The sequence below is a fragment of the Streptomyces sp. NPDC046859 genome (assembly GCF_040645135.1).
Classification (GTDB): Bacteria; Actinomycetota; Actinomycetes; order Streptomycetales; family Streptomycetaceae; genus Streptomyces.
Window position 1 is genome coordinate 88774 of the sequence record NZ_JBEYXR010000014.1, and the last position, 19449, is coordinate 108222.

The window sequence follows — 19449 nt, forward strand, 5'->3', positions numbered from 1 at the left end:
CCTTCGTTTGGATCAGCCCGGCTGTGGCCGACGGGACATGGTGACGTGCCCGAGCGGGGTCTGGTGCGTGCAGCTGCAAGGCAGATGCGCGTGCCAGACCCCGCGACGCCGGGATGATCCAAACGAAAGGCCCTAGGCGCCGGTCGCTCCCTCGGGCCGGGCGGCCCGGGCCGCCCGTGCGGCCAGCCGGTCCATACGGGCTCGGGCCGACTCCAGTTCCTCGGCCTCCTCGGCGGCCGGACCGCCCTCGGCCATGAGGGCGCTCCACAGGCCGAGGAGGTCTCGGCCCAGGTCCTGCCCCAGGGCCGGGTCCCGGACGGCCCGCCAGGCCGTGGCCGCGCCCTGGAGGCCGCTGTACGCCGCCTCCGCGTCCCCGGCCCGGCGGTACGCCCACGCCACGTCGAGGGACAGGCCGAAGGCGCGCTCCGGCTCTCCGGCCAAGTAGGCGATGTAGGCGGCGAGTTCGCGCATCCGGAGCACTTCGGTGTGGTCGGTGCCCAGCAGGGCCGAGGCCTCGGCCACGGTCCGCCGCACGAGCTCGCCCGCCTCACCGGTCCGTCCCGCGCCCACGGCGTCGTACACCCGTGCCATCGGTTCGGCGAAGGGCGAGGCGTCGGCGGTGGCAGCGGGCTGAGCGCCGTCGCCCAGCACGGTCTCGGCGACGGCGTCGAAGCCACGGGGCGGAGCGGGCTGCGGGTCGAGGTCAGGGGCGGAGACCGGGAGCGGGTCCGCGTGCCGTACGGCGGGGGCGGTCGGAAGCGGCTGCGGCTGCGGCTCCGGGACGGCGGGCACGGCCGGAAGCGGCTGCGGTCCTGCGGCCACGACATCCGGGGCCGGCGTGTTCGAGGCCAGCGTGTCCGGGGCCGGCGTGTTCGAGGCCAGCGTGTCCGCGGCCGGCGTGCCCGGAGCCGGTGCCTCCATGGACGGCGGGGGTCCGAACTCTCCCAGCGGAGGCGCCACCGTGCCGGGGGCCGCGTCGTGCGTCCGGCCGGACAGCGTACGCAGCCGGAACGTGGGCGGCGCGTCCTCCTCGGGCGCCCGCGACAGACGGAGGACCTGGGTGGCCCGATCCTCCTCCGGCCGCGCGGCGTCCGGCTCGCGCGCGGGCTCGGCGGGCGGCACGGGCGCCTCCGCCGGGCGCGGGGGTTCGGTGCGCAGCGGCTCGGCGGTGTAGCGGCTCGAACCGTCCTGCTCCACCCGCAGCGGCACGACGTAGCCGATGCGCTCGTCGTGGACCATCGCGTCCACCGGGTGCCCGGCGGCGACGGCGATCCGCTGGAGGTGGGTCAGCACCGCCCGCTGGATCTCCTCGCCGGGCGCCGCGGTCACGGGCACTCCGCCGATCGACGCGCAGGTGCCCGCGCCGGGCCCGGCGGCGGGGACGCGCACGTCGATCGGCGCCGGCGGCATCGGTCCCCCGGCGGACGTGGCGCGTTTCTGTTCCCGCTTCATCGCGCGGCTGAGACGAGACATCGCTTCCTCACTCGCATGCGCCGGGCAGGCGGTCGTTCAGATCGGACACGTCGTTAACGTCGAAGACGTCGTACACGTACTGTCGAGTCTCTCCGGCCGCGGGCGGCGCGGGCGTCACCGTGACGTCACAGACTCGTTCCAGGAGCTTGTGCCACGTCACGGCCTTCTCATGCCTCACCCCGGGACCGTGACGCGACGAGGGAGGAGGGCGGGCATGCGCACCGACATGCGCGAACAGCGGGGGCCGTCCGGCCGGGGCCCGGACATCTGGCTCCGCGGACCGGTCCCCCTCCCCGACGACCCGCCTCCGCCGCCCGCCTCCGGCACCCCCCGGGGCTTCTCGTGGGTCGGTCTGCACGGCGGAGCCGGCGTCACGACCCTCTCGGCGGTGTACGGCGGCCGGGACTGCGGGCGTGACTGGCCCGGCCCGGACGACCCGCGCTCCGTGCTGCTCGTCGCGCGCACCCACGCGTCCGGCCTGGCCGCCGTGCCCGGCGCCCTCGAGCTCTTCCGGCGCGGGGCGGCGCCGCGGGGGTTGGACCTCGAAGGCGTCGTCCTGGTCGCGGACGCTCCGGGCCGGCTTCCGCGTCCGCTCGCCGAGCGGGTCCGGGTGATCGAGTCGGTGATCGACGTGTACCGGGTGCCGTGGCTGGCGGACTGGCGGCTGGGCGATCCGGGCGGGCAGTGGGCAGAGCCGCCGAGCACGCCTCGGGAGCCTGAGGCGCTGGCGCGGCTGACGGGGCACGGGCGCTGACCCGTGCCCCCTCCGTCGCCCCCCGCCGCCGAGGGACCCGGCTCCGGTCCGGTCTCGGCGTGCTCCGCCGTGACGATCGCCTCGGCCGTCCGTGCGGGCGCCGTGCGCGCGGTGGACGTGATCGCGGACGCCCTCGACCGGATCGAGCGCGCCGACCCCGCTCTGTCCGCCTTCGCCGAGGTGTGGGACGAGCGGGCGCGGGCGTGGGCGCGCGAGGTGGACGCCCGGATGGACGCGGGCGAGCGGCCGCCGCTGGCCGGGGTGCCGATCGGGGTGAAGGGCCGCCGCGGGCTGCGCACGGCGGCCCCGCTGCTCGCGGCGGGATGCGTGCCGGTGGGCGCGACGTCCGTGCCGGGGCCGGGGACCCCGTGGCAGACCTGGGGCGAGGGCCGGTACGGGCGTACGGTCAACCCCTGGCGGCCCGACCGTACGCCAGGCGGCTCGTCGGCCGGTTCGGCGGCGGCGGTCGGGGCCGGGCTGGTGCCGCTGGCCACGGGGAACGACGGCGCCGGTTCGGTGCGCATTCCGGCGGCCTGGTGCGGGGTCGTCGGCCTGAAGGCGACCAACGGGCGCTTCCCCACCCGGGATTCCACGGGGCTCATGGCGCCGGGCGTGCTCACGCGCCGCGTGGCGGACGCGGCGGCGTACTGGGCCGTGGTGTCCGGCGACGCGCCCTCCCGCCCCCACGGCCCGCCCCTCCCGGCCGCCCTCTGGTCCCCCGACCTGGGCTTCGCCTCCCCCGACCCGGAGGTCGTGGCGGTGGCACACGCGGCCGCCGTACGACTCCGCGAAGCCGGTGTGGTGCGGCTGCTCCTGGACGCGCGGGACGGGGTCCGGCTCGACGACCCGGCCCCGGCGTGGCTCGCCCTGCGCGGGTCCGAGGCCGGCCCCTCCCCCGAGGCCGCCCGGCGCCTGCGGGCGGGCAACGACCGCCGGCTCGCCGCTCTCTTCCGCCGGACGCACCTGCTCCTGACACCGACGGCCCCCACCCCGCCGCACGGTCACCAGGGCCCCGGCGAGCGGTACTCGACGGCGCTCACCTGGGCGTTCAACCTGAGCGGGCATCCGGCGATCAGCATTCCGGCCGGATTCGGGCCGGACGGTTGCCCCGTGGGACTCCAACTGGTGGCGGCGCACGGGCAGGAGACGGCACTGCTCGCGGTGGCGGAGGCAGCCGAGGGCACGCTCGGTCCCTGGACGCCAGCTACTTGCGTACGCATATAATGCAGATGCACTTAATCGCCGTGCGCTCTGTTCGCGCGTGTTCACTGGGGGATCCATGAATCGCCGCTTCCTGTTCGTCCTCGGCAGCAGCCGCCCCGACGGCAACACCGAACTGCTGGCCCGCCGGGCCGCCGAGCAATTGCCCGAGGGAGTGGAACAGCAGTGGATCGACCTCACGGCACATCCACTGCCCGACTTCGAGGACCTGCGCCACGACAGCGACCATGTGCGGCCGACGGAGGGGAACGCGGCCGTACTGCTCGACGCCACCCTCGCGGCCACGGACGTCGTGATCGTCTCGCCGCTGTACTGGTACTCGGTGTCCGCGCACACCAAGCGCTACCTCGACCACTGGTCGGGCTGGCTGCGCACGCCCGGCGTCGACTTCAAGGACACCCTGGCCGGGCGCACGCTCTGGGGCGTGACCGCGCTCGCCCACGAGGAGCAGGTGGTCGCCGACCCGCTGATCGGCACCCTCAACAACTCGGCCGCCTACATGGGGATGCGCTTCGGCGGGGTGCTGCTCGGCAACGGCAGCAAGCCCGGGGACGTGCTGCGGGACACCGGGGCCCTGAGCCGGGCCAAGACGTTCTTCGCCCAGGACGCGCCGCTCGCCCGCTTCGCGTACCAGACGGGCTGAGCGCCACTCGGTGATGCCCGGTGACAGCGGCCCGGCCCCGAGGCCGGGCCGCTCGCGTCACTCGGCCGAGTCGGCCGCCTTCACGAGCGTGGCCTTGTCGACGGCGCCGACGTAGACCTTGCCGTCGTCGGTGACGAGGGCGTTGATCAGGCGCGTCGAGAACACCGTGCCCGAACCGAACTTCCCGGTGGCCTTGTCGCCCAGGGAGTCGAGGAAGCCGCCCAGGTCGCCACCGACCTCTGCGCCCGAGGGAACGCCCGCGCCGCCGGTGTCGAAGACCGCCACCGTGTTCCAGCCCTCGCCGATGGTCCGGGGACCGTCCTCGGGGCCCTTCGAACCCTTCGAACCCGCGGAGTCCTTGGAGCCGAACTCCTTCTCGAACTTCTTGCGGAAGTCGTCCTCGGACCTGCCCTCGCCGTGCCGCGGGGCGGCCTTGTCCACGTCGCCCTCCTCGGTGACCTTCGCACCCTTGGGCGGGGTGAAGTCGAAGGTGGAGGCGGCGGGCTTGGCGAAGCTGACCTGGGTGAAGCCGGCGTCGACCACGGCGGCGCCACCGCCGGCCGGGGTCAGCGTGAACTTCAGCGGCAGCCCGGTCTTCGCGTCCACGGCCACCGTGATCGCGCCGACCGTGGTGCCCGACTGCTTCGGCTCGATGAGCAGCCGGTAGGCGTCCCGCCCGGCGACGTGCGCGGTGCCGTCGACGGTGACCGACGTCGTGTCGTCGACCGCCTTCAGCGCCTCCTCGGTGAGCTCCTTGGGAGTGGCCGGAACCTCGTCGAGCTTCCCGTGGCCCTCGGCCTTCTCCCGCTCGGCCTCATCGGCGGTGGCGTGGAAGACCTCGTCCGACTTGCTGTCGTAGCCCCAGACGTCCTTGCCGTTGTGGATGAGGCTGTACTCGGAGGCGTTGTCCAGCAGGGACAGCTTCTGCCGGTCGTCGCCGTCGACGGCGACCCGCAGCGTGTGCGTGCCGGAGGCCAGCTCGCTCAGCTTCGCCGAGGGGTCGGCGGACGAGCCGTCGCCCGAGCCCGACCCGGTGAGGCCCGAGGCGAGACCCGACTCCAGCCCACCGAGGTCGGGCAGCCCCAGATCCGTGGTGATCTTGAACGTGCCGGACAGCTGCTGCACGTCCGACTTGGCGATCTTCTCGACCAGTTGCTGCGCGGTGAGGTCCGGCAGGTCCGGGTCCCCGGCGTCGGCGAGCGCCGGGACCAGCCCGATCGTCGCCGCCGCGATCCCCACCACCGTGACCGGGACGACGTACCGAGCGGCCTTGCGCCGACCCGCGCGCAGGTCGTCGCCCTCCCCCGCGGTCGTACTGTCGTCGACTTCGTACGGTGCCATGTGTGCCCTACCTCCGTCGTCGGCGGCGGCCGTCCGTTCGTCTGTCGCCCGCGAGTCTCACGACCCGGCAAGGTCCACCCCTGAGCCGCCATTCTCACCCGAATCGGTGAGGAGTGGTGTTTCCGTGATGTCCATCTGACCAAATCGGTCAGGGAGTTTCGTCAACCTGCGGAGCCAACTCCGTGTACACCTGCGGTATGACGCCGGAGGGGTGGACCTCCCCCGACCCGTAGGGGTCGGGGGGTGGGGCGAGGAGGGGAAGGGTGGCCGCGGGGGCAGTGCCGCGGCAGGGACGCCGGGCTTCAGGCGGCCCGGTGCACGACGGCGTCGCACAGCTCCATCAGGGCGGCCTTCGCGTCGTTCTCCGGCAGGGGCGCCAGCGCGGCGCGCGCGTCCTCCGCGTAGCGGACCGTGTCCCGCCGGGCCTGCTCCAGCGCCGGGTGCTCACGCAGGGCGGCCAGCGCCTCGGCGAGCCGGGCGTCCTCGCTCAGGTCGGAGTCCAGCAGCTCGCACAGGGCGATGTCCTCGGGCAGCCCCAGACGCTCCGCGCGCTCCCGCAGCCGCAGCACCGGCAGGGTCGGGATGCCCTCGCGCAGATCGGTGCCGGGTGTCTTCCCGGACTCGCGGGAGTCGCTCGCGATGTCCAGGACGTCGTCCGCGAGCTGGAAGGCGACGCCGAGCCGCTCCCCGTACTGGGTGAGCACGTCGACCACGGTCTCGTCGGCGCCGGACATCATCGCCCCGAAGCGGCAGGACACCGCCACCAGCGACCCGGTCTTGCCGCTCAGCACGTCGAGGTAGTGCTCCACGGGGTCCCGGCCGTCCTGCGGCCCGGCCGTCTCCAGGATCTGGCCCGTGACCAGCCGCTCGAACGCCTCCGCCTGCACCCGCACCGCCTCGGGCCCGAGGTCGGCCAGGATGTGCGAGGCGCGCGCGAAGAGGAAGTCGCCGGTGAGGACCGCGACGGAGTTCCCCCAGCGGGTGTTCGCGCTGTCGACCCCGCGCCGGACCTCGGCCTCGTCCATCACGTCGTCGTGGTACAGCGTCGCCAGATGGGTCAGCTCCACCACCACGGCCGACGGCACGATCCCCGGGGCGTACGGGTCCCCGAAGCGCGCGGCGAGCATCACCAGCAGCGGCCGGAAGCGCTTTCCGCCCGCCCGCACCAGGTGCTGGGCGGCCCCGGTGATGAAGGGGACCTCACTCTTGGTGGCTTCGAGCAGTCCCTCCTCGACGGCCGCCAATCCGGCCTGGACATCGGCTTCCAGAGCCTGGTCCCGCACGCTCAGCCCGAACGGCCCGACGACGGTCACGAGGGGTCTCCTGTCTGCTGGTGTCTTTCGGCTGGTTACACGGTTTGTCGATAGGTCGCTGCCATCACTCAAGTCAGCGTATCCGGTCACGTTTCGATCACCGATGCCGCCCACCCGTCCACCACGGGCGACATCGGTTCACGGTCGGTATGTTTTTTGATCACCCGATAAGGATGGACATTCATCGTTTTATCGGTACGTCACTGTGTGTAGCCACCCACTCCCCCACGCTTTCCCGAACCGAAACTGCGTTCGACTCTTTGAGGGATACGCCGCGGGTCCGCGCGACACCCCCGCTCCCGTCTACCCCGACCCGCCCTCCGGACGCCTCCACGCCTCCTCAACGACCGACACGAAGGGCGAGGTTCCTGCGAGCCGGCGAGCCGGGCGCGCCGCCACCCTTTCGCACCTTTTGCTCCGCACCCGCAAAACGGACTCTCCGGACTCAAGGGGCAGATGGGCGCGTTGACAGTGAGTTTTTCACGTGCAGGCAATAACAGGGGAGTTGGAGCCATTGCCCGATTTGCCGCTGTTGTGATCTCCGTGAGTTGGGTCACGCGACCCCGCATCGGCCCCTCCGCCGCCGGAGCCCGTCGACCCCTTGCCACAAAAGCGAGTTGAGAATTGGCAACCGCAAAGGATCAAGCGCCCCATACGCCTCAGACCATGGTCAACTAGCACGTCAGGTGATTGCGGCACTTGTTCCCTACATGTGCTGTCGCATACGTTCCCGCTCTGTCGGGCGGACGCCGAATCCTGCCGCCGCCCGAGTCATCCACCTACACAACGCACTCGCACGGCAGGAGCGGGGGACCCAGGTAAGTCGCCGTACCGCACGCCTCGATGGCGCGCCGGGACGGCTAGGGGTGAAGTCACGTCGTCCTACGGCGGCGTGGCCGGGCAGCTCCCGCCCGAACCCGACAGCTCACCTCGCAGGCGCCGGAGAGGAACAGCGCCATGTCCCGAGGCAAGCACCGCCGCACCCGTACCAGCCCGTTCGCCCGGCGCGTCATCGCCGCCGGAGCCGGTACCGCCGCTCTCGCGCTCCCCCTGCTGGGCGCGACCACCGCGAGCGCCGCCGAGCCCGCCAAGGCCCCCACCGTGGCCAAGGTCGGCTCCGTCAGCTACACCACCAAGAAGGGCGACACCCTGTACGGGATCGCCGACCGCTACGACGCCCAGGGCGGCTGGCAGCAGCTCTACAAGGACAACCGCAAGGCCATCGGCGACGACCCCCGGCTGATCCACCCGGGTGTCGACCTGAAGGTCCGGAGCACGAAGAAGGCCGAGCCGTCGAAGGCGAGCACGGCGTCCGCCCCCGTCAAGAAGTCCGCCGTCGCCCAGGCCACCCAGGCCTCCGCGAAGACGTACGCCGACAACCTCGACGGCTGGATCCGCGAGGCGCTCGACATCATGGCGCAGAAGGGGATCCCCGGTTCCTACGAGGGCATCCACCGCAACATCATGCGTGAGTCGTCGGGCAACCCGGCCGCCATCAACAACTGGGACTCCAACGCGATCGCGGGCACCCCGTCCAAGGGTCTCCTCCAGGTCATCGACCCCACCTTCGCGACGTACCACGTGCCGGGCACCGCGTACGACCCGTTCGACCCGGTCGCGAACATCACGGCCGCCTGCAACTACGCGGCCGCTCGCTACGGTTCGATCGACAACGTGAACGGCCCCTACTGAGCCGTGCCGGCTCTCCCCCTCCCATAGGGGGAACTTGCCGCCGGGGACCTCTAGTAGGGGAACTCGGCCAGGCTGCGGGCGAACAGTCTCTCGAGGACGACGGCGATGCCGTCGTCCTCGTTGGACAAGGTGATCTCGTCCGCGACCGACTTGAGTTCGGGATGCGCGTTGGCCATCGCCACACCGTGGGCGGCCCAGTCGAACATGGGGATGTCGTTGGGCATGTCCCCGAAGGCGATGGTCTCGTGCGGGCCCAGGCCGAGATGCTCGGCGGCGAGCGCGAGGCCGGTCGCCTTCGTGATGCCGCTCGGCTGGAGTTCGACGGTGCCCGGCCCCGACATCGTGACCGTCGCCAGCGAACCCACCACCGCGCGGGCCGTCGCCGCCAACTCGTCGTCCGACAGAGTCGGATGGCGCAGCAGCACCTTGCTGATCGGCTCGCACCACAGGTCCTCGCGGTGCCGCACCCGCACCGCCGGCAGCGTCGGGTGGGGCATCAGATAGCCCGGCTCGATGAGCGTGAGCCCCTCGACTCCGTCCTGGTCGACGGCCGCGTACACCTGCCCCACCTCGGCCTCGATCTTGCCGAGGGCGGTCTCCGCCAGGTCCCGCTCCAGGGTGATGGACCACAGCAGCCGGTCCTGGCCGGCGTCGTAGAGCTGCGCGCCCTGCCCGCACACCGCCAGTCCCCTGCTGCCCATGACCTCCAGGAGGGGCCGCACCCTGGGTGCCGGCCGTCCCGTCACCACGAGATGCTGGGCACCGGCCATCGCCGCCTGCGCGAGCGCCACGAGGGACCGGTCGGAGAGTGTGTCGTCACCTCGGAGGAGGGTTCCGTCCAGGTCAGTGGCGATGAGTGAATATGCGATCGGTGCGGCCATGATCAGAGAATACGGACAGGAAGCCCCATCGACTCGACCTGAACCGGACGGCTGCTCTGTTCACATGAGTTGACACCCGTTCCGGTCCCAGTTGTGTCCGAGCGCGCGCAACTCGCGCCCGTTTATGGCGGTTTCGCCCTTGCGGGGTCTTCGAGGGTCCTACGGCCGCCGAGTTGCGGCCGCTCGCCCGGTGAAGGGGACGGACGACCGGGGCGAGCCGGGGGGAAGCCGATCGCCTGCCCGGAGGATTCACCCTGCCCAAGACCGCCACCTCACCCGTAACGTGGGCCCGACCACATGGCTTACGGAGCGTATGAGAGTGAGGCAGTACCCCATGCCCCCCTTCGATCTCCCCGAGGGCGACCCCTTCGGCGCGCACAACCTTCCGTACGGCGTCTTCTCCCTCCCGGGCCCGGACTCCGCGCGCCGGGTGGGCGTCCGGCTCGGCGACCACGTCCTCGACGCGGGGAGGGCGGCCCGGGCGCTCGACTCGCCGTACGCCCCGCTGCTCGCCCAGGAGTCGCTGAACCCGCTGCTCGCCGCGGGCCGCACCACCTGGTCGGACGTGCGGCGGGCGCTGACCGCCTGGGTGACGGTCCCGGCGCACCAGGAGGCCATCGCGGACCTGTTCCACCCGCTCTCCTCCGTGACGCTGCACCTTCCGTTCGACGTCGCGGACTACGTCGACTTCTACGCCTCCGAGAACCACGCCCGGAACGTCGGCCGGATCTTCCGCCCGGACGCCGAGGACTCCCTCACCCCCAACTGGAAGCACCTGCCGATCGGCTACCACGGCCGCTCCGGCACGGTGGTGGTCTCCGGCACGGACGTCGTACGGCCCTCGGGCCAGCGCAAGGCCCCCACCGACCCGGCCCCCGTCTTCGGCCCGTCGGTCCGCCTGGACATCGAGGCCGAGGTCGGCTTCGTCGTGGGCAAGCCGTCCGCGATGGGCGCGCCGGTCCCGCTGGGCGACTTCCGTGAGCACGTCTTCGGCCTGTGCCTGCTCAACGACTGGTCGGCGCGTGACATCCAGGCCTGGGAGTACGTCCCCCTCGGCCCGTTCCTCGGCAAGTCCTTCGCCACGTCGGTGTCGGCCTGGATCACCCCGCTGGACGCCCTGGAGGAGGCCGCGACGGCGCCGCCCGAGCGCACCCACCCGCTGCTGCCCTACCTCGACGACTCCGGCGACGAGACCGAACCCGGCGGCTACGACCTGCGCATCTCCGTGGCGATCAACGGCCACGTGGTCTCCGAGCCCCCGTTCTCCACCATGTACTGGACGGCCGCCCAGCAGCTCGCCCACATGACGGTGAACGGCGCCTCCCTGCGCACCGGCGACCTGTACGGCTCCGGCACGGTCAGCGGCCCCACCGAGCGTGAGCGCGGTTCCCTCCTGGAGCTGACCTGGAACGGCCGCGACCCGCTCGAACTCCCCGACGGCAAGCGGACGTTCCTCGAGGACGGCGACGTTGTCACTCTGTCCGCGTGGGCCCCCGGCCCGGGCGGTGTGCGGGTGGGCCTGGGCGAGGTCACCGGACGGATCGTGGCCGGCTGAGGCGCGGGCGCCAAGTGGGCGGAGCACGCCCGTGGATCCGTCGGCTCCTTCCCGCTGACTCCCACGGGCCGCACCGTCATACTGGCTGGCGGTGGGAGGCGCACCCCTCGGGGTGCCCGCGGCCCGCCGCCCCGCACCGTCGTCCACGCACTGTCCCTGACCAGGATCCGGAGCCCCTGGCATGACCGTCTGCCTGCTCCTGCTGAGCATCGTCGGCCTGACGGCCGCCGTTCCCGTCCCGCGCGTCCTGACCCGGGCCGCCTGGCCGGAACGGGACCCCGTGGTCGCGCTGTGGGTGTGGCAGTGCCTCGTCGCCACCGTCCTGCTGTGCTGCGTGACGGCGCTCGCCCTGGGCACCGCCGCCGTCTTCGGCACCGCCCGCGCGCAGCTGTTCGCCCCGGCGCCGGCGTCCGTGACGGAGGCGTACGACCTCTCCGCAGCCCCGGCCTGGGCCGCGCTCCTCACCCTCCTGTTGGCCTGCGGGGCGGCCTGGACCACCGCGATGCTCGGGCGGGAACTGGTCGAGGCGCGCAGGCGGCGCGGCCGTGCGCGGGCCCAGCTGCGGGAGCGCGCCCCCGATCTGCCGGCCGGCCTCGGCTCCACACGCGGCCCGCTGCTGGTGCTGGAGGACGAGTACCCGGACGCCTGGTGGATGCCGGGCAGTCCGCCGCAGCTGATCGTCACGACCGGTGCCCTGCACCGCCTCACCGACCACCAGCTCGACGCCGTCCTCACCCATGAGCGGGGCCATGCCCGCGCCCACCACGACTGGCTGCTGCACCTGTCCACCGCGCTCGCCACCGGTTTCCCCCGAGTCCCGTTGTTCGCCCACTTCTGCGACCAGACCCACCGCCTGGTCGAGCTCGCCGCCGACGACACGGCCTCCCGCCGCTGCGGCCATCTGACGACGGCCCTGGCCCTGATCGAGCTCAACCAGCACCGGGGCGTGCTGTCCTGCGCCTCCACCCACCGGCTGCTGGGCGAACGCGTCGACCGCCTCCTCCAGCCGCCCCCGCGCCTGGGCCGCCGCGACCGCGCCCTCACCACGACCCTGGCGACCCTGGTACCGCTCGTCCCCCTGCTGATCACCTTCGCGCCGGGGCTCCTCTCGCTGTCCTAGGGAGAGGCGTTTCCCTCCGTCACCGGCGCGCGCGGGTCTGCGCCGGATGCGCTGGCACCCGCTCGCCTCACCGCGCGCCCTGGCAGAGGACGCACCGCCCTCACTGCCAGCCGTCGGGCTCCGGCTCCTCGAGCGGCCAGTCGTCGGGGTCGTCCGGGACGGACTGCGGGGCGGACTCGGGTGCCGGTGCGGTCAGGCCGGCCAGTACCTCGACCACCCCTTCTCCGTACGTCATCCGCTTCTTCTCGCCGACGCCGCCGATCCCGCCCAGCTCGGCCACCGAGGTGGGCCACACGGTGGCGATCTCCCGCAGCGTGGCGTCGTGGAAGATGACGTAGGCCGGGACGCCCTGCTCCCGGGCCTGCTCGGCACGCCAGGCGCGCAGGGCCTCGAAGGCCGGGACCAGTTCCCGCGGCAGCTCGGCGACCGCGGCCTTGGCCTTGCGCTCGCCGCGGCCGGATCCGGACGCCGACCGCGCGGTCGCCGGTCGCTTCGGCTCCTTGCGCAGCGGCACCTCCCGCTCCCGCCGCAGCACCGAGCCGCTGTCCTCGGTCAGCACCAGGGTGCCGTACTCCCCCTCCACGGCGAGCAGGCCCTGGGCCAGCAGCTGCCGGATGACGCCGCGCCACTCGCCCTCGGTCAGCTCCTCGCCGATGCCGAACACGGAGAGCTGGTCGTGGTCGAACTGGATCACCTTGGCGGTGCGCCGCCCCAGCAGGATGTCGACGATCTGCAGCGCGCCGAACTTCTGCCCCCGCTCGCGCTGCAGGCGGACCACCGTCGAGAGCACCTTCTGCGCGGCCACGGTGCCCTCCCAGGTCTCGGGCGGTGTCAGGCAGGTGTCGCAGTTGCCGCAGGCGCCGGCCTCGGGGTCCTGGCCGAAGTAGGCGAGCAGTTGGGCGCGCCGGCACTGGACCGTCTCGCACAGCGCCAGCATCGCGTCCAGGTGCGCGGCCGCGCGGCGCCGGAACGCCTCGTCCCCTTCGCCCAGCTGGATCATCTTGCGCTGCTGGATGACGTCGTTGAGGCCGTAGGCCATCCAGGCCGTCGAGGGCAGGCCGTCCCGCCCGGCCCGGCCGGTCTCCTGGTAGTAGCCCTCGACGGACTTGGGCAGGTCGAGGTGGGCGACGAACCGTACGTCCGGCTTGTCGATGCCCATGCCGAAGGCGATGGTGGCCACCACCACCAGGCCCTCCTCGCGCAGGAACCGGGACTGGTGCGCCGCGCGGGTGCCCGCGTCGAGGCCCGCGTGGTAGGGGATCGCCTCGATGCCGTTGCGGGTGAGGAACTCGGCGGTCGCGTCGACCGACTTCCGGGACAGGCAGTACACGATGCCCGCGTCGCCCGCGTGCTCCTCGCGCAGGAAACTCAGCAGCTGCTTCTTCGGGTCGGCCTTCGGCACGATCCGGTACTGGATGTTGGGCCGGTCGAAGCTGGCCACGAAATGCCGGGCGTCCGGCATGTGCAGCCGCTGGGTGATCTCCTGGTGCGTGGCCCGGGTGGCCGTCGCCGTCAGCGCGATCCGCGGCACGTCCGGCCAGCGCTCGCCCAGCAGGGACAGGGAGAGGTAGTCGGGGCGGAAGTCGTGGCCCCACTGGGACACGCAGTGCGCCTCGTCGATGGCGAACACCGAGATCTTGCCGCGGGACAGCAGCTCGAGCGTCGCGTCGAGCCGCAGGCGCTCGGGGGCGAGGTAGAGCAGGTCGAGCTCGCCGGCGACGTACTGCGCCTCCATCACGCGGCGCTCGTCGAAGTCCTGCGTGGAATTGATGAACCCGGCGCGCACACCGAGCGCCCGCAGGGCGTCCACCTGGTCCTGCATGAGGGCGATCAGCGGGGAGACGACCACCCCCGTGCCCGGTCTGACCAGGGAGGGAATCTGGTAGCAGAGCGACTTGCCGCCGCCGGTCGGCATGAGCACGACCGCGTCGCCGCCCGCCACGACATGCTCGATGACGGCTTCCTGCTCGCCCCGGAAGGCCTCGTATCCGAAGACGCGGTGCAGCGCGGCCAGCGCCTCGCTGTCGCCTGTCCGGTCCGCCTCGGTCACCGCTGGCATCTCCTTGATCCCGCCCGTCGCACCCATCGTCGTGTCCCCCGCCCGTCGTCCCTCGACCACTGCCTCCACGATAGGGGTCCGCACCGACAGCCCCCGGAGTTGTCCACAGGCTCACCCCCTCGGTACGGGAACGGCCCGGCCTCCCTCGGGGGAAGCCGGGCCGTCCGCGCGGGGTCGGTCAGCGCACGAAGACGCCCGCCTGGCCGGCGAGGTCCAGGAAGTACTGGGGCGCCACGCCCAGCACCAGGGTCACCGCCACGCCGACGCCGATCGCCGTCATCGTCAGCGGGGACGGCACCGCCACCGTCGGTCCCTCCGGGCTCGGCTCGCTGAAGAACATCAGCACGATGACCCGGATGTAGAAGAACGCGGCGATCGCGGACGAGATCACACCGACCACGACCAGCGGGGCCGCCCCGCCCTCGGCCGCCGCCTTGAACACGGCGAACTTCCCGGCGAATCCGGAGGTCAGCGGAATGCCCGCGAAGGCCAGCAGGAACACCGCGAAGACCGCCGCGACCAGCGGCGAGCGGCGGCCCAGACCGGCCCACTTCGACAGGTGCGTCGCCTCGCCGCCGGCGTCGCGCACCAGCGTCACCACCGCGAACGCGCCGATCGTGACGAACGAGTACGCGCCCAGGTAGAAGAGGACGGACGACACCCCGTCCGGCGTGGTCGCGATGACACCGGCCAGGATGAACCCGGCGTGCGCGATCGACGAGTACGCCAGCAGCCGCTTGATGTCGGTCTGGGTGATCGCGATGATCGCGCCGCCCAGCATGGTGACGATCGCCACGCTCCACATGACCGGCCGCCAGTCCCAGCGCAGACCGGGCAGCACGACGTACAGGATGCGCAGCAGCGCGCCGAACGCGGCCACCTTCGTCGCCGCGGCCATGAACCCGGTCACCGGCGTCGGGGCGCCCTGGTAGACGTCCGGCGTCCACATGTGGAACGGGACCGCGCCCACCTTGAACAGCAGACCCATGACGATCAGCGCCGAGCCGATGAGCAGCAGCGCGTCGTTGCCCATGGTGTCGGCCAGGACCGGGCTGACGTCGGTGGCGGTGCCGTCGACGACCCGCGCGATCGTGCCGTAGGACACGGAGCCCGCGTAGCCGTACAGCAGGGCGATGCCGAACAGGGTGAACGCGGACGCGAAGGCTCCCAGCAGGAAGTACTTGACCGCGGCCTCCTGCGACATGAGCCGCTTGCGGCGGGCCAGCGCGCACATCAGGTACAGCGGGAGGGAGAAGACCTCCAGCGCGATGAACAGCGTCAGCAGGTCGTTGGCCGACGGGAAGATCAGCATGCCCGCGACGGCGAACATCAGCAGGGGGAACACCTCGGTGGTGGTGAACCCCGCCTTCACGGCGGCCTTCTCGCTTTCGCTGCCCGGCACGGACGCGGCCTGCGCGGCGAAGGAGTCGACCCGGTTGCCGTGCGCCGCCGGGTCCAGCCGGCGCTCGGCGAAGGTGAACAGGCCGACGAGGGCCGTCAGCAGGATCGTGCCCTGCAGGAACAGGGCCGGTCCGTCGACGGCGATCGCGCCCATCGCGGCGATGCCCGACTTGGTCGTGGCGTACCCGCCGGCGGCCAGCGCGACGACCGCGGCGAAGGAGGCGACGAGCGCCACGACGGCGGTGAACACCTGCGCGTAGTAGCGGGACCTGCGCGGGACGACGGCTTCGATCAGCACCCCGAGGAGCGCCGCGCCGACGACGATCAGGGTGGGCGAGAGCTGTCCGTACTCGATCTTCGGCGTGTCGATCTTCGAGATCGGATCGGCCGCGGTTGTCCACAGGCTGTGGACGGCTGATGCGCTCACTTGGCCGCCTCCACCTCGGGCTGGGGGTCCTTCTTCTGTACGTCGGACAAGGTCTGCTTGACCGCCGGGTTCACGATGTCGGTGACGGGCTTCGGGTAGACGCCCAGGAAGACCAGCAGGACGATCAGCGGGGCGACGACCGCGATCTCCCGTACCCGGAGGTCCGGCATCGCGGAGACCTCCGGCTTCACCGGGCCCGTCATCGTCCGCTGGTACAGCACGAGGGTGTAGAGCGCGGCGAGCACGATGCCGAAGGTGGCGATGATGCCGATCGCCGGATAGCGCGTGAACGTGCCGACGAGGACCAGGAACTCGCTGACGAACGGCGCGAGACCCGGCAGCGACAGGGTCGCGAGGCCACCGATCAGGAAGGTGCCGGCGAGCACCGGGGCGACCTTCTGCACACCGCCGTAGTCGGCGATGAGCCGCGAGCCGCGCCGCGAGATCAGGAATCCGGCGACCAGCATCAGCGCGGCTGTCGAGATGCCGTGGTTCACCATGTAGAGCGTCGCCCCGGACTGCCCCTGGCTGGTCATCGCGAAGATGCCCATGATGATGAAGCCGAAGTGCGAGATCGACGCGTAGGCGATCAGGCGCTTGATGTCCCGCTGGCCGACCGCGAGCAGCGCCCCGTAGATGATGCTGATCAGGGCCAGAACCAGGATGGCGGGCGTGGCCCACTTGCTGGCCTCCGGGAAGAGCTGGAGGCAGAAGCGGAGCATCGCGAAGGTGCCGACCTTGTCGACGACGGCCGTGATGAGGACGGCGACCGGGGTGGTGGCCTCCTGCATCGCGTTCGGCAGCCAGGTGTGCAGCGGCCACAGCGGCGCCTTCACCGCGAAGGCGAAGAAGAAGCCGAGGAACAGCCAGCGTTCGGTGTTCGCCGCCATGTCCAGCGAGCCGTTGGCGCGGGCCTCGGCGATCTCCTGGAGGCTGAAGTTCCCCGCGACGACGTACAGGCCGATCACCGCGGCCAGCATGATCAGTCCGCCGACCAGGTTGTAGAGGAGGAACTTCACCGCGGCGTACGACCGCTGCGTCGACGCCACCTTCTCGCCGTGCTCGTGGGCACGGTCCCCGAAGCCGCCGATGAGGAAGTACATCGGGATGAGCATGGCCTCGAAGAAGATGTAGAAGAGGAAGACGTCGGTGGCCTCGAAGGAGAGGATCACCATCGCCTCGACGGCCAGGATCAGGGCGAAGAAGCCCTGCGTCGGCCGCCACCTCCTGCTTCCCGTCTCCAGCGGGTCGGCGTCGTGCCAGCCCGCGAGGACGATGAACGGGATCAGCAGCGCCGTCAGCGCGACGAGCGCCACCCCGATGCCGTCCACGCCGAGTTCGTAGCGGACCCCGAAGTCGGAGATCCAGGAGTGCGATTCGGTGAGCTGGTAGCGGTCGCCGTCCGGGTCGAACCGGACCAGGACGGCGATCGCGAGGGCGAGTGTGCCGAGGGAGAAGAACAGCGCCAGCCATTTGGCGGCGGTGCGCCGGGCGGCCGGCACGGCGGCCGTGGCGATCGCCCCGATCGCCGGGAGCGCCGCCGTGGCTGTCAGCAGAGGAAAGGACATCGGTATCAGACCGCCCTCATCAGCAGGGTCGCGGCGACGAGGATCGCCGCACCGCCGAACATCGAGACCGCGTACGACCGCGCGAAGCCGTTCTGGAGCCTGCGCATCCGTCCGGACAGGCCGCCGACCGAGGCCGCCGTGCCGTTGACGACACCGTCGACCAGGGTGTGGTCGACGTAGACCAGGGAGCGGGTGAGGTGCTCGCCGCCGCGGACCAGGACGACGTGGTTGAAGTCGTCCTGGTACAGGTCGCGCCGGGCGGCCCGGGTGAGCAGCGACCCGCGCGGGGCGACCGCCGGGACCGGGCGCCTGCCGTACTGGGCCCAGGCGAGGGCGACGCCGATGACCATGCACGCGACGGTCGCGCCGGTGACGGTGCCCGCGCTGATCGGCGGATTGCCGTGCGCGTGCCCGGTGATGGGCTCGAGCCAGTGCACGAAGCCGCTCTGCCAGTTGAACACGAAGCCGGCCGCCACCGACCCGACGGCCAGCACGATCATGGGGATCGTCATGACCTTGGGCGACTCGTGCGGATGCGGCTCCGCGTGCCCTGCGGGCGCCCCCGGGCCCTCGACGCTCCGGGTCTCGGCAGCGGGCTCCACGCCGGGCTCGGCCGGGGAGGCGGTCCTGGTGTGCCGCCAGCGCTCCTCGCCGAAGAACGTCATCAGCATCACGCGGGTCATGTAGTACGCGGTGATGGCCGCGCCGAGCAGGGCGCAGCCGCCGAGGATCCAGCCCTCGGTGCCGCCCTTGGCGAACGCCGCCTCGATGATCTTGTCCTTGGAGAAGAAGCCGGACAGGCCCGGGAAGCCGATGATGGCGAGGTAGCCGAGGCCGAAGGTGATGAAGGTGACCGGCATGTACCTGCGCAGACCGCCGTACTTGCGCATGTCGACCTCGTCGTTCATGCCGTGCATGACCGAACCGGCGCCGAGGAACAGCCCGGCCTTGAAGAAGCCGTGCGTCACCAGGTGCATGATCGCGAAGACGTAGCCGATGGGGCCGAGGCCCGCGGCCAGGACCATGTAGCCGATCTGCGACATGGTCGAGCCGGCCAGCGCCTTCTTGATGTCGTCCTTCGCGCAACCGACGATCGCACCGAACAGGAGCGTGACGGCGCCGACGATCGTGACGACCAGCTGTGCGTCGGGTGCCGCGTCGAAGATGGCGCCGGAGCGGACGATCAGGTAGACGCCCGCGGTCACCATCGTCGCGGCGTGGATGAGTGCCGAGACCGGGGTCGGGCCCTCCATCGCGTCCCCGAGCCAGGACTGCAGCGGCACCTGGGCGGACTTGCCGCACGCGGCGAGCAGCAGCATCAGGCCGATCGCGGTGAGCTTGCCCTCGCTCGCGTCCCCGGCGAGACCGGGCTCGCCCTCGCCGCCGAGCAGCGGCCCGAAGGCGAAGGTGCCGAACCAGAAGAACATCAGCATGATCGCGATGGACAGGCCCATGTCTCCGACGCGGTTGACCAGGAAGGCCTTCTTCGCGGCGGTGGCGGCGCTGGGCTTGTGCTGCCAGAAGCCGATCAGCAGGTACGAGGCGAGACCGACGCCCTCCCAGCCGACGTACAGCAGCAGGTAGTTGTCGGCGAGGACGAGCAGCAGCATCGCCGCGAGGAACAGGTTCAGATAGCCGAAGAAGCGGCGGCGGCGCTCGTCGTGCTCCATGTACCCGATGGAGTACACGTGGATCAGCGACCCGACGCCGGTGATCAGCAGGACGAACGTCATGGACAACTGGTCGAGGCGGAAGGCGACGTCCGCCTGGAAGCCCTCGACCTGGATCCAGCTGAACAGATGGCTCGTCAGGGTCCGCTCCTCGGCGCCCTTGCCGAGCAGGCCGGCGAAGAGGACCACACCGAAGGCGAAGGAGACGAACGACAGGAGCGTGCCGATCCAGTGGCCGACGGCATCGAGCCGCCGGCCACCGCACAGCAGTACGGCCGCTCCGAGCAGGGGCGCCGCGATCAGCAGCGCAATCAGGTTCTCCACGATTTCT

15 protein-coding genes and 1 riboswitch are annotated in these 19449 nt (G+C 71.8%); of the genes, 6 read left to right on the forward strand and 9 right to left on the reverse strand.

The features are described from left to right. Window positions 1-132: 132 nt before the first annotated feature. Together ABZ899_RS21655 and ABZ899_RS21660 are read right to left on the reverse strand one after the other, a co-directional pair. The gene (locus tag ABZ899_RS21655; RefSeq protein ID WP_361348443.1) at window positions 133-1473 is read right to left on the reverse strand and encodes a tetratricopeptide repeat protein; all 1341 of its coding nucleotides are present in this window, start codon (window positions 1471-1473) and stop codon (window positions 133-135) included. A 7-nt stretch (window positions 1474-1480) separates the two neighbouring features. Then, window positions 1481-1633 (reverse strand): hypothetical protein, encoded by a 153-nt coding sequence (locus ABZ899_RS21660; protein ID WP_361348445.1) that lies wholly within the window; start codon window positions 1631-1633, stop codon window positions 1481-1483. A gap of 54 nt (window positions 1634-1687) precedes the next feature. Here ABZ899_RS21660 and ABZ899_RS21665 point away from each other — a divergent pair, with 54 nt between their 5' ends. From ABZ899_RS21665 to ABZ899_RS21675, 3 genes are all read left to right on the forward strand, one after another. Then, the gene (locus ABZ899_RS21665; protein ID WP_361348447.1) at window positions 1688-2227 is read left to right on the forward strand and encodes a DUF6668 family protein; all 540 of its coding nucleotides are present in this window, start codon (window positions 1688-1690) and stop codon (window positions 2225-2227) included. Window positions 2228-2296: 69 nt separating this feature from the next. Further along, complete coding sequence (locus tag ABZ899_RS21670; RefSeq protein ID WP_361348449.1) at window positions 2297-3451, forward strand: amidase; 1155 nt, start codon at window positions 2297-2299, stop codon at window positions 3449-3451. Window positions 3452-3506: 55 nt separating this feature from the next. Beyond that, entirely contained in the window at window positions 3507-4091 is a 585-nt protein-coding gene (locus ABZ899_RS21675; RefSeq protein WP_361348452.1) for an NAD(P)H-dependent oxidoreductase, read from the forward strand. Window positions 4092-4148: 57 nt separating this feature from the next. Here the strand turns inward: ABZ899_RS21675 and ABZ899_RS21680 are convergent, their stop codons facing one another. Continuing rightward, entirely contained in the window at window positions 4149-5432 is a 1284-nt protein-coding gene (locus ABZ899_RS21680) for a DUF2092 domain-containing protein (RefSeq protein ID WP_361348455.1), read from the reverse strand. 302 nt (window positions 5433-5734) lie between these two features. Continuing rightward, complete coding sequence (locus ABZ899_RS21685; protein ID WP_361348458.1) at window positions 5735-6745, reverse strand: polyprenyl synthetase family protein; 1011 nt, start codon at window positions 6743-6745, stop codon at window positions 5735-5737. Window positions 6746-7522: 777 nt separating this feature from the next. After that, a riboswitch (cyclic di-AMP (ydaO/yuaA leader) is annotated at window positions 7523-7697 on the forward strand. 5 nt (window positions 7698-7702) lie between these two features. On the opposite strand from ABZ899_RS21685, the gene ABZ899_RS21690 reads away from it, so the two are divergent. Further along, window positions 7703-8437 (forward strand): transglycosylase SLT domain-containing protein, encoded by a 735-nt coding sequence (locus ABZ899_RS21690; RefSeq protein ID WP_361348461.1) that lies wholly within the window; start codon window positions 7703-7705, stop codon window positions 8435-8437. Between the two features lie 50 nt (window positions 8438-8487). On the opposite strand, the gene ABZ899_RS21695 is transcribed toward ABZ899_RS21690, so the two are convergent. Continuing rightward, window positions 8488-9318, reverse strand: coding sequence for an HAD family hydrolase (locus tag ABZ899_RS21695; protein WP_361348464.1), 831 nt, complete (start codon window positions 9316-9318; stop codon window positions 8488-8490). Window positions 9319-9652: 334 nt separating this feature from the next. Between ABZ899_RS21695 and fahA the strand changes: the two genes are divergently transcribed. Both fahA and ABZ899_RS21705 read left to right on the forward strand, forming a co-directional pair. Beyond that, complete coding sequence (gene fahA, locus ABZ899_RS21700) at window positions 9653-10873, forward strand: fumarylacetoacetase (protein WP_361348467.1); 1221 nt, start codon at window positions 9653-9655, stop codon at window positions 10871-10873. Window positions 10874-11054: 181 nt separating this feature from the next. Continuing rightward, the gene (locus tag ABZ899_RS21705; protein WP_361348470.1) at window positions 11055-11993 is read left to right on the forward strand and encodes a M56 family metallopeptidase; all 939 of its coding nucleotides are present in this window, start codon (window positions 11055-11057) and stop codon (window positions 11991-11993) included. Between the two features lie 100 nt (window positions 11994-12093). Here ABZ899_RS21705 and recQ read toward each other — a convergent pair whose 3' ends face one another. The 4 genes from recQ to nuoL form a co-directional block, all read right to left on the reverse strand. Continuing rightward, complete coding sequence (gene recQ, locus ABZ899_RS21710; protein ID WP_361348736.1) at window positions 12094-14079, reverse strand: DNA helicase RecQ; 1986 nt, start codon at window positions 14077-14079, stop codon at window positions 12094-12096. A 151-nt stretch (window positions 14080-14230) separates the two neighbouring features. Next, window positions 14231-15880: an NADH-quinone oxidoreductase subunit NuoN gene (nuoN, locus tag ABZ899_RS21715; RefSeq protein ID WP_361348473.1), complete on the reverse strand. Its 1650-nt coding sequence runs from the start codon at window positions 15878-15880 to the stop codon at window positions 14231-14233. After that, a complete protein-coding gene (locus tag ABZ899_RS21720) occupies window positions 15877-17448 on the reverse strand; it encodes an NADH-quinone oxidoreductase subunit M (protein ID WP_361348475.1) in 1572 nt (523 codons plus the stop codon). The genes nuoN and ABZ899_RS21720 overlap by 4 nt, the downstream gene beginning before the upstream one ends. Window positions 17449-17453: 5 nt before the next feature. Beyond that, window positions 17454-19442 carry an NADH-quinone oxidoreductase subunit L gene (gene nuoL / locus ABZ899_RS21725; RefSeq protein WP_361348478.1) on the reverse strand — a complete coding sequence of 663 codons (1989 nt, stop codon included), beginning with the start codon at window positions 19440-19442 and terminating at the stop codon, window positions 17454-17456. Between the last annotated feature and the right edge of the window lie 7 nt (window positions 19443-19449).

Bases quoted from the DNA above. Each gene is read 5' to 3' on its own strand.
- ABZ899_RS21705 (WP_361348470.1), top strand. From the start codon at position 11,055: ATGACCGTCTGCCTGCTCCTGCTGAGCATCGTCGGCCTGACGGCCGCC.
- ABZ899_RS21695 (WP_361348464.1), bottom strand. From the start codon at position 9,318: ATGGCCGCACCGATCGCATATTCACTCATCGCCACTGACCTGGACGGA.
- ABZ899_RS21680 (WP_361348455.1), bottom strand. From the start codon at position 5,432: ATGGCACCGTACGAAGTCGACGACAGTACGACCGCGGGGGAGGGCGAC.
- ABZ899_RS21655 (WP_361348443.1), bottom strand. From the start codon at position 1,473: ATGTCTCGTCTCAGCCGCGCGATGAAGCGGGAACAGAAACGCGCCACG.
- recQ (WP_361348736.1), bottom strand. From the start codon at position 14,079: ATGGGTGCGACGGGCGGGATCAAGGAGATGCCAGCGGTGACCGAGGCG.
- ABZ899_RS21675 (WP_361348452.1), top strand. From the start codon at position 3,507: ATGAATCGCCGCTTCCTGTTCGTCCTCGGCAGCAGCCGCCCCGACGGC.
- ABZ899_RS21665 (WP_361348447.1), top strand. From the start codon at position 1,688: ATGCGCACCGACATGCGCGAACAGCGGGGGCCGTCCGGCCGGGGCCCG.
- fahA (WP_361348467.1), top strand. From the start codon at position 9,653: ATGCCCCCCTTCGATCTCCCCGAGGGCGACCCCTTCGGCGCGCACAAC.
- ABZ899_RS21690 (WP_361348461.1), top strand. From the start codon at position 7,703: ATGTCCCGAGGCAAGCACCGCCGCACCCGTACCAGCCCGTTCGCCCGG.
- ABZ899_RS21720 (WP_361348475.1), bottom strand. From the start codon at position 17,448: ATGTCCTTTCCTCTGCTGACAGCCACGGCGGCGCTCCCGGCGATCGGG.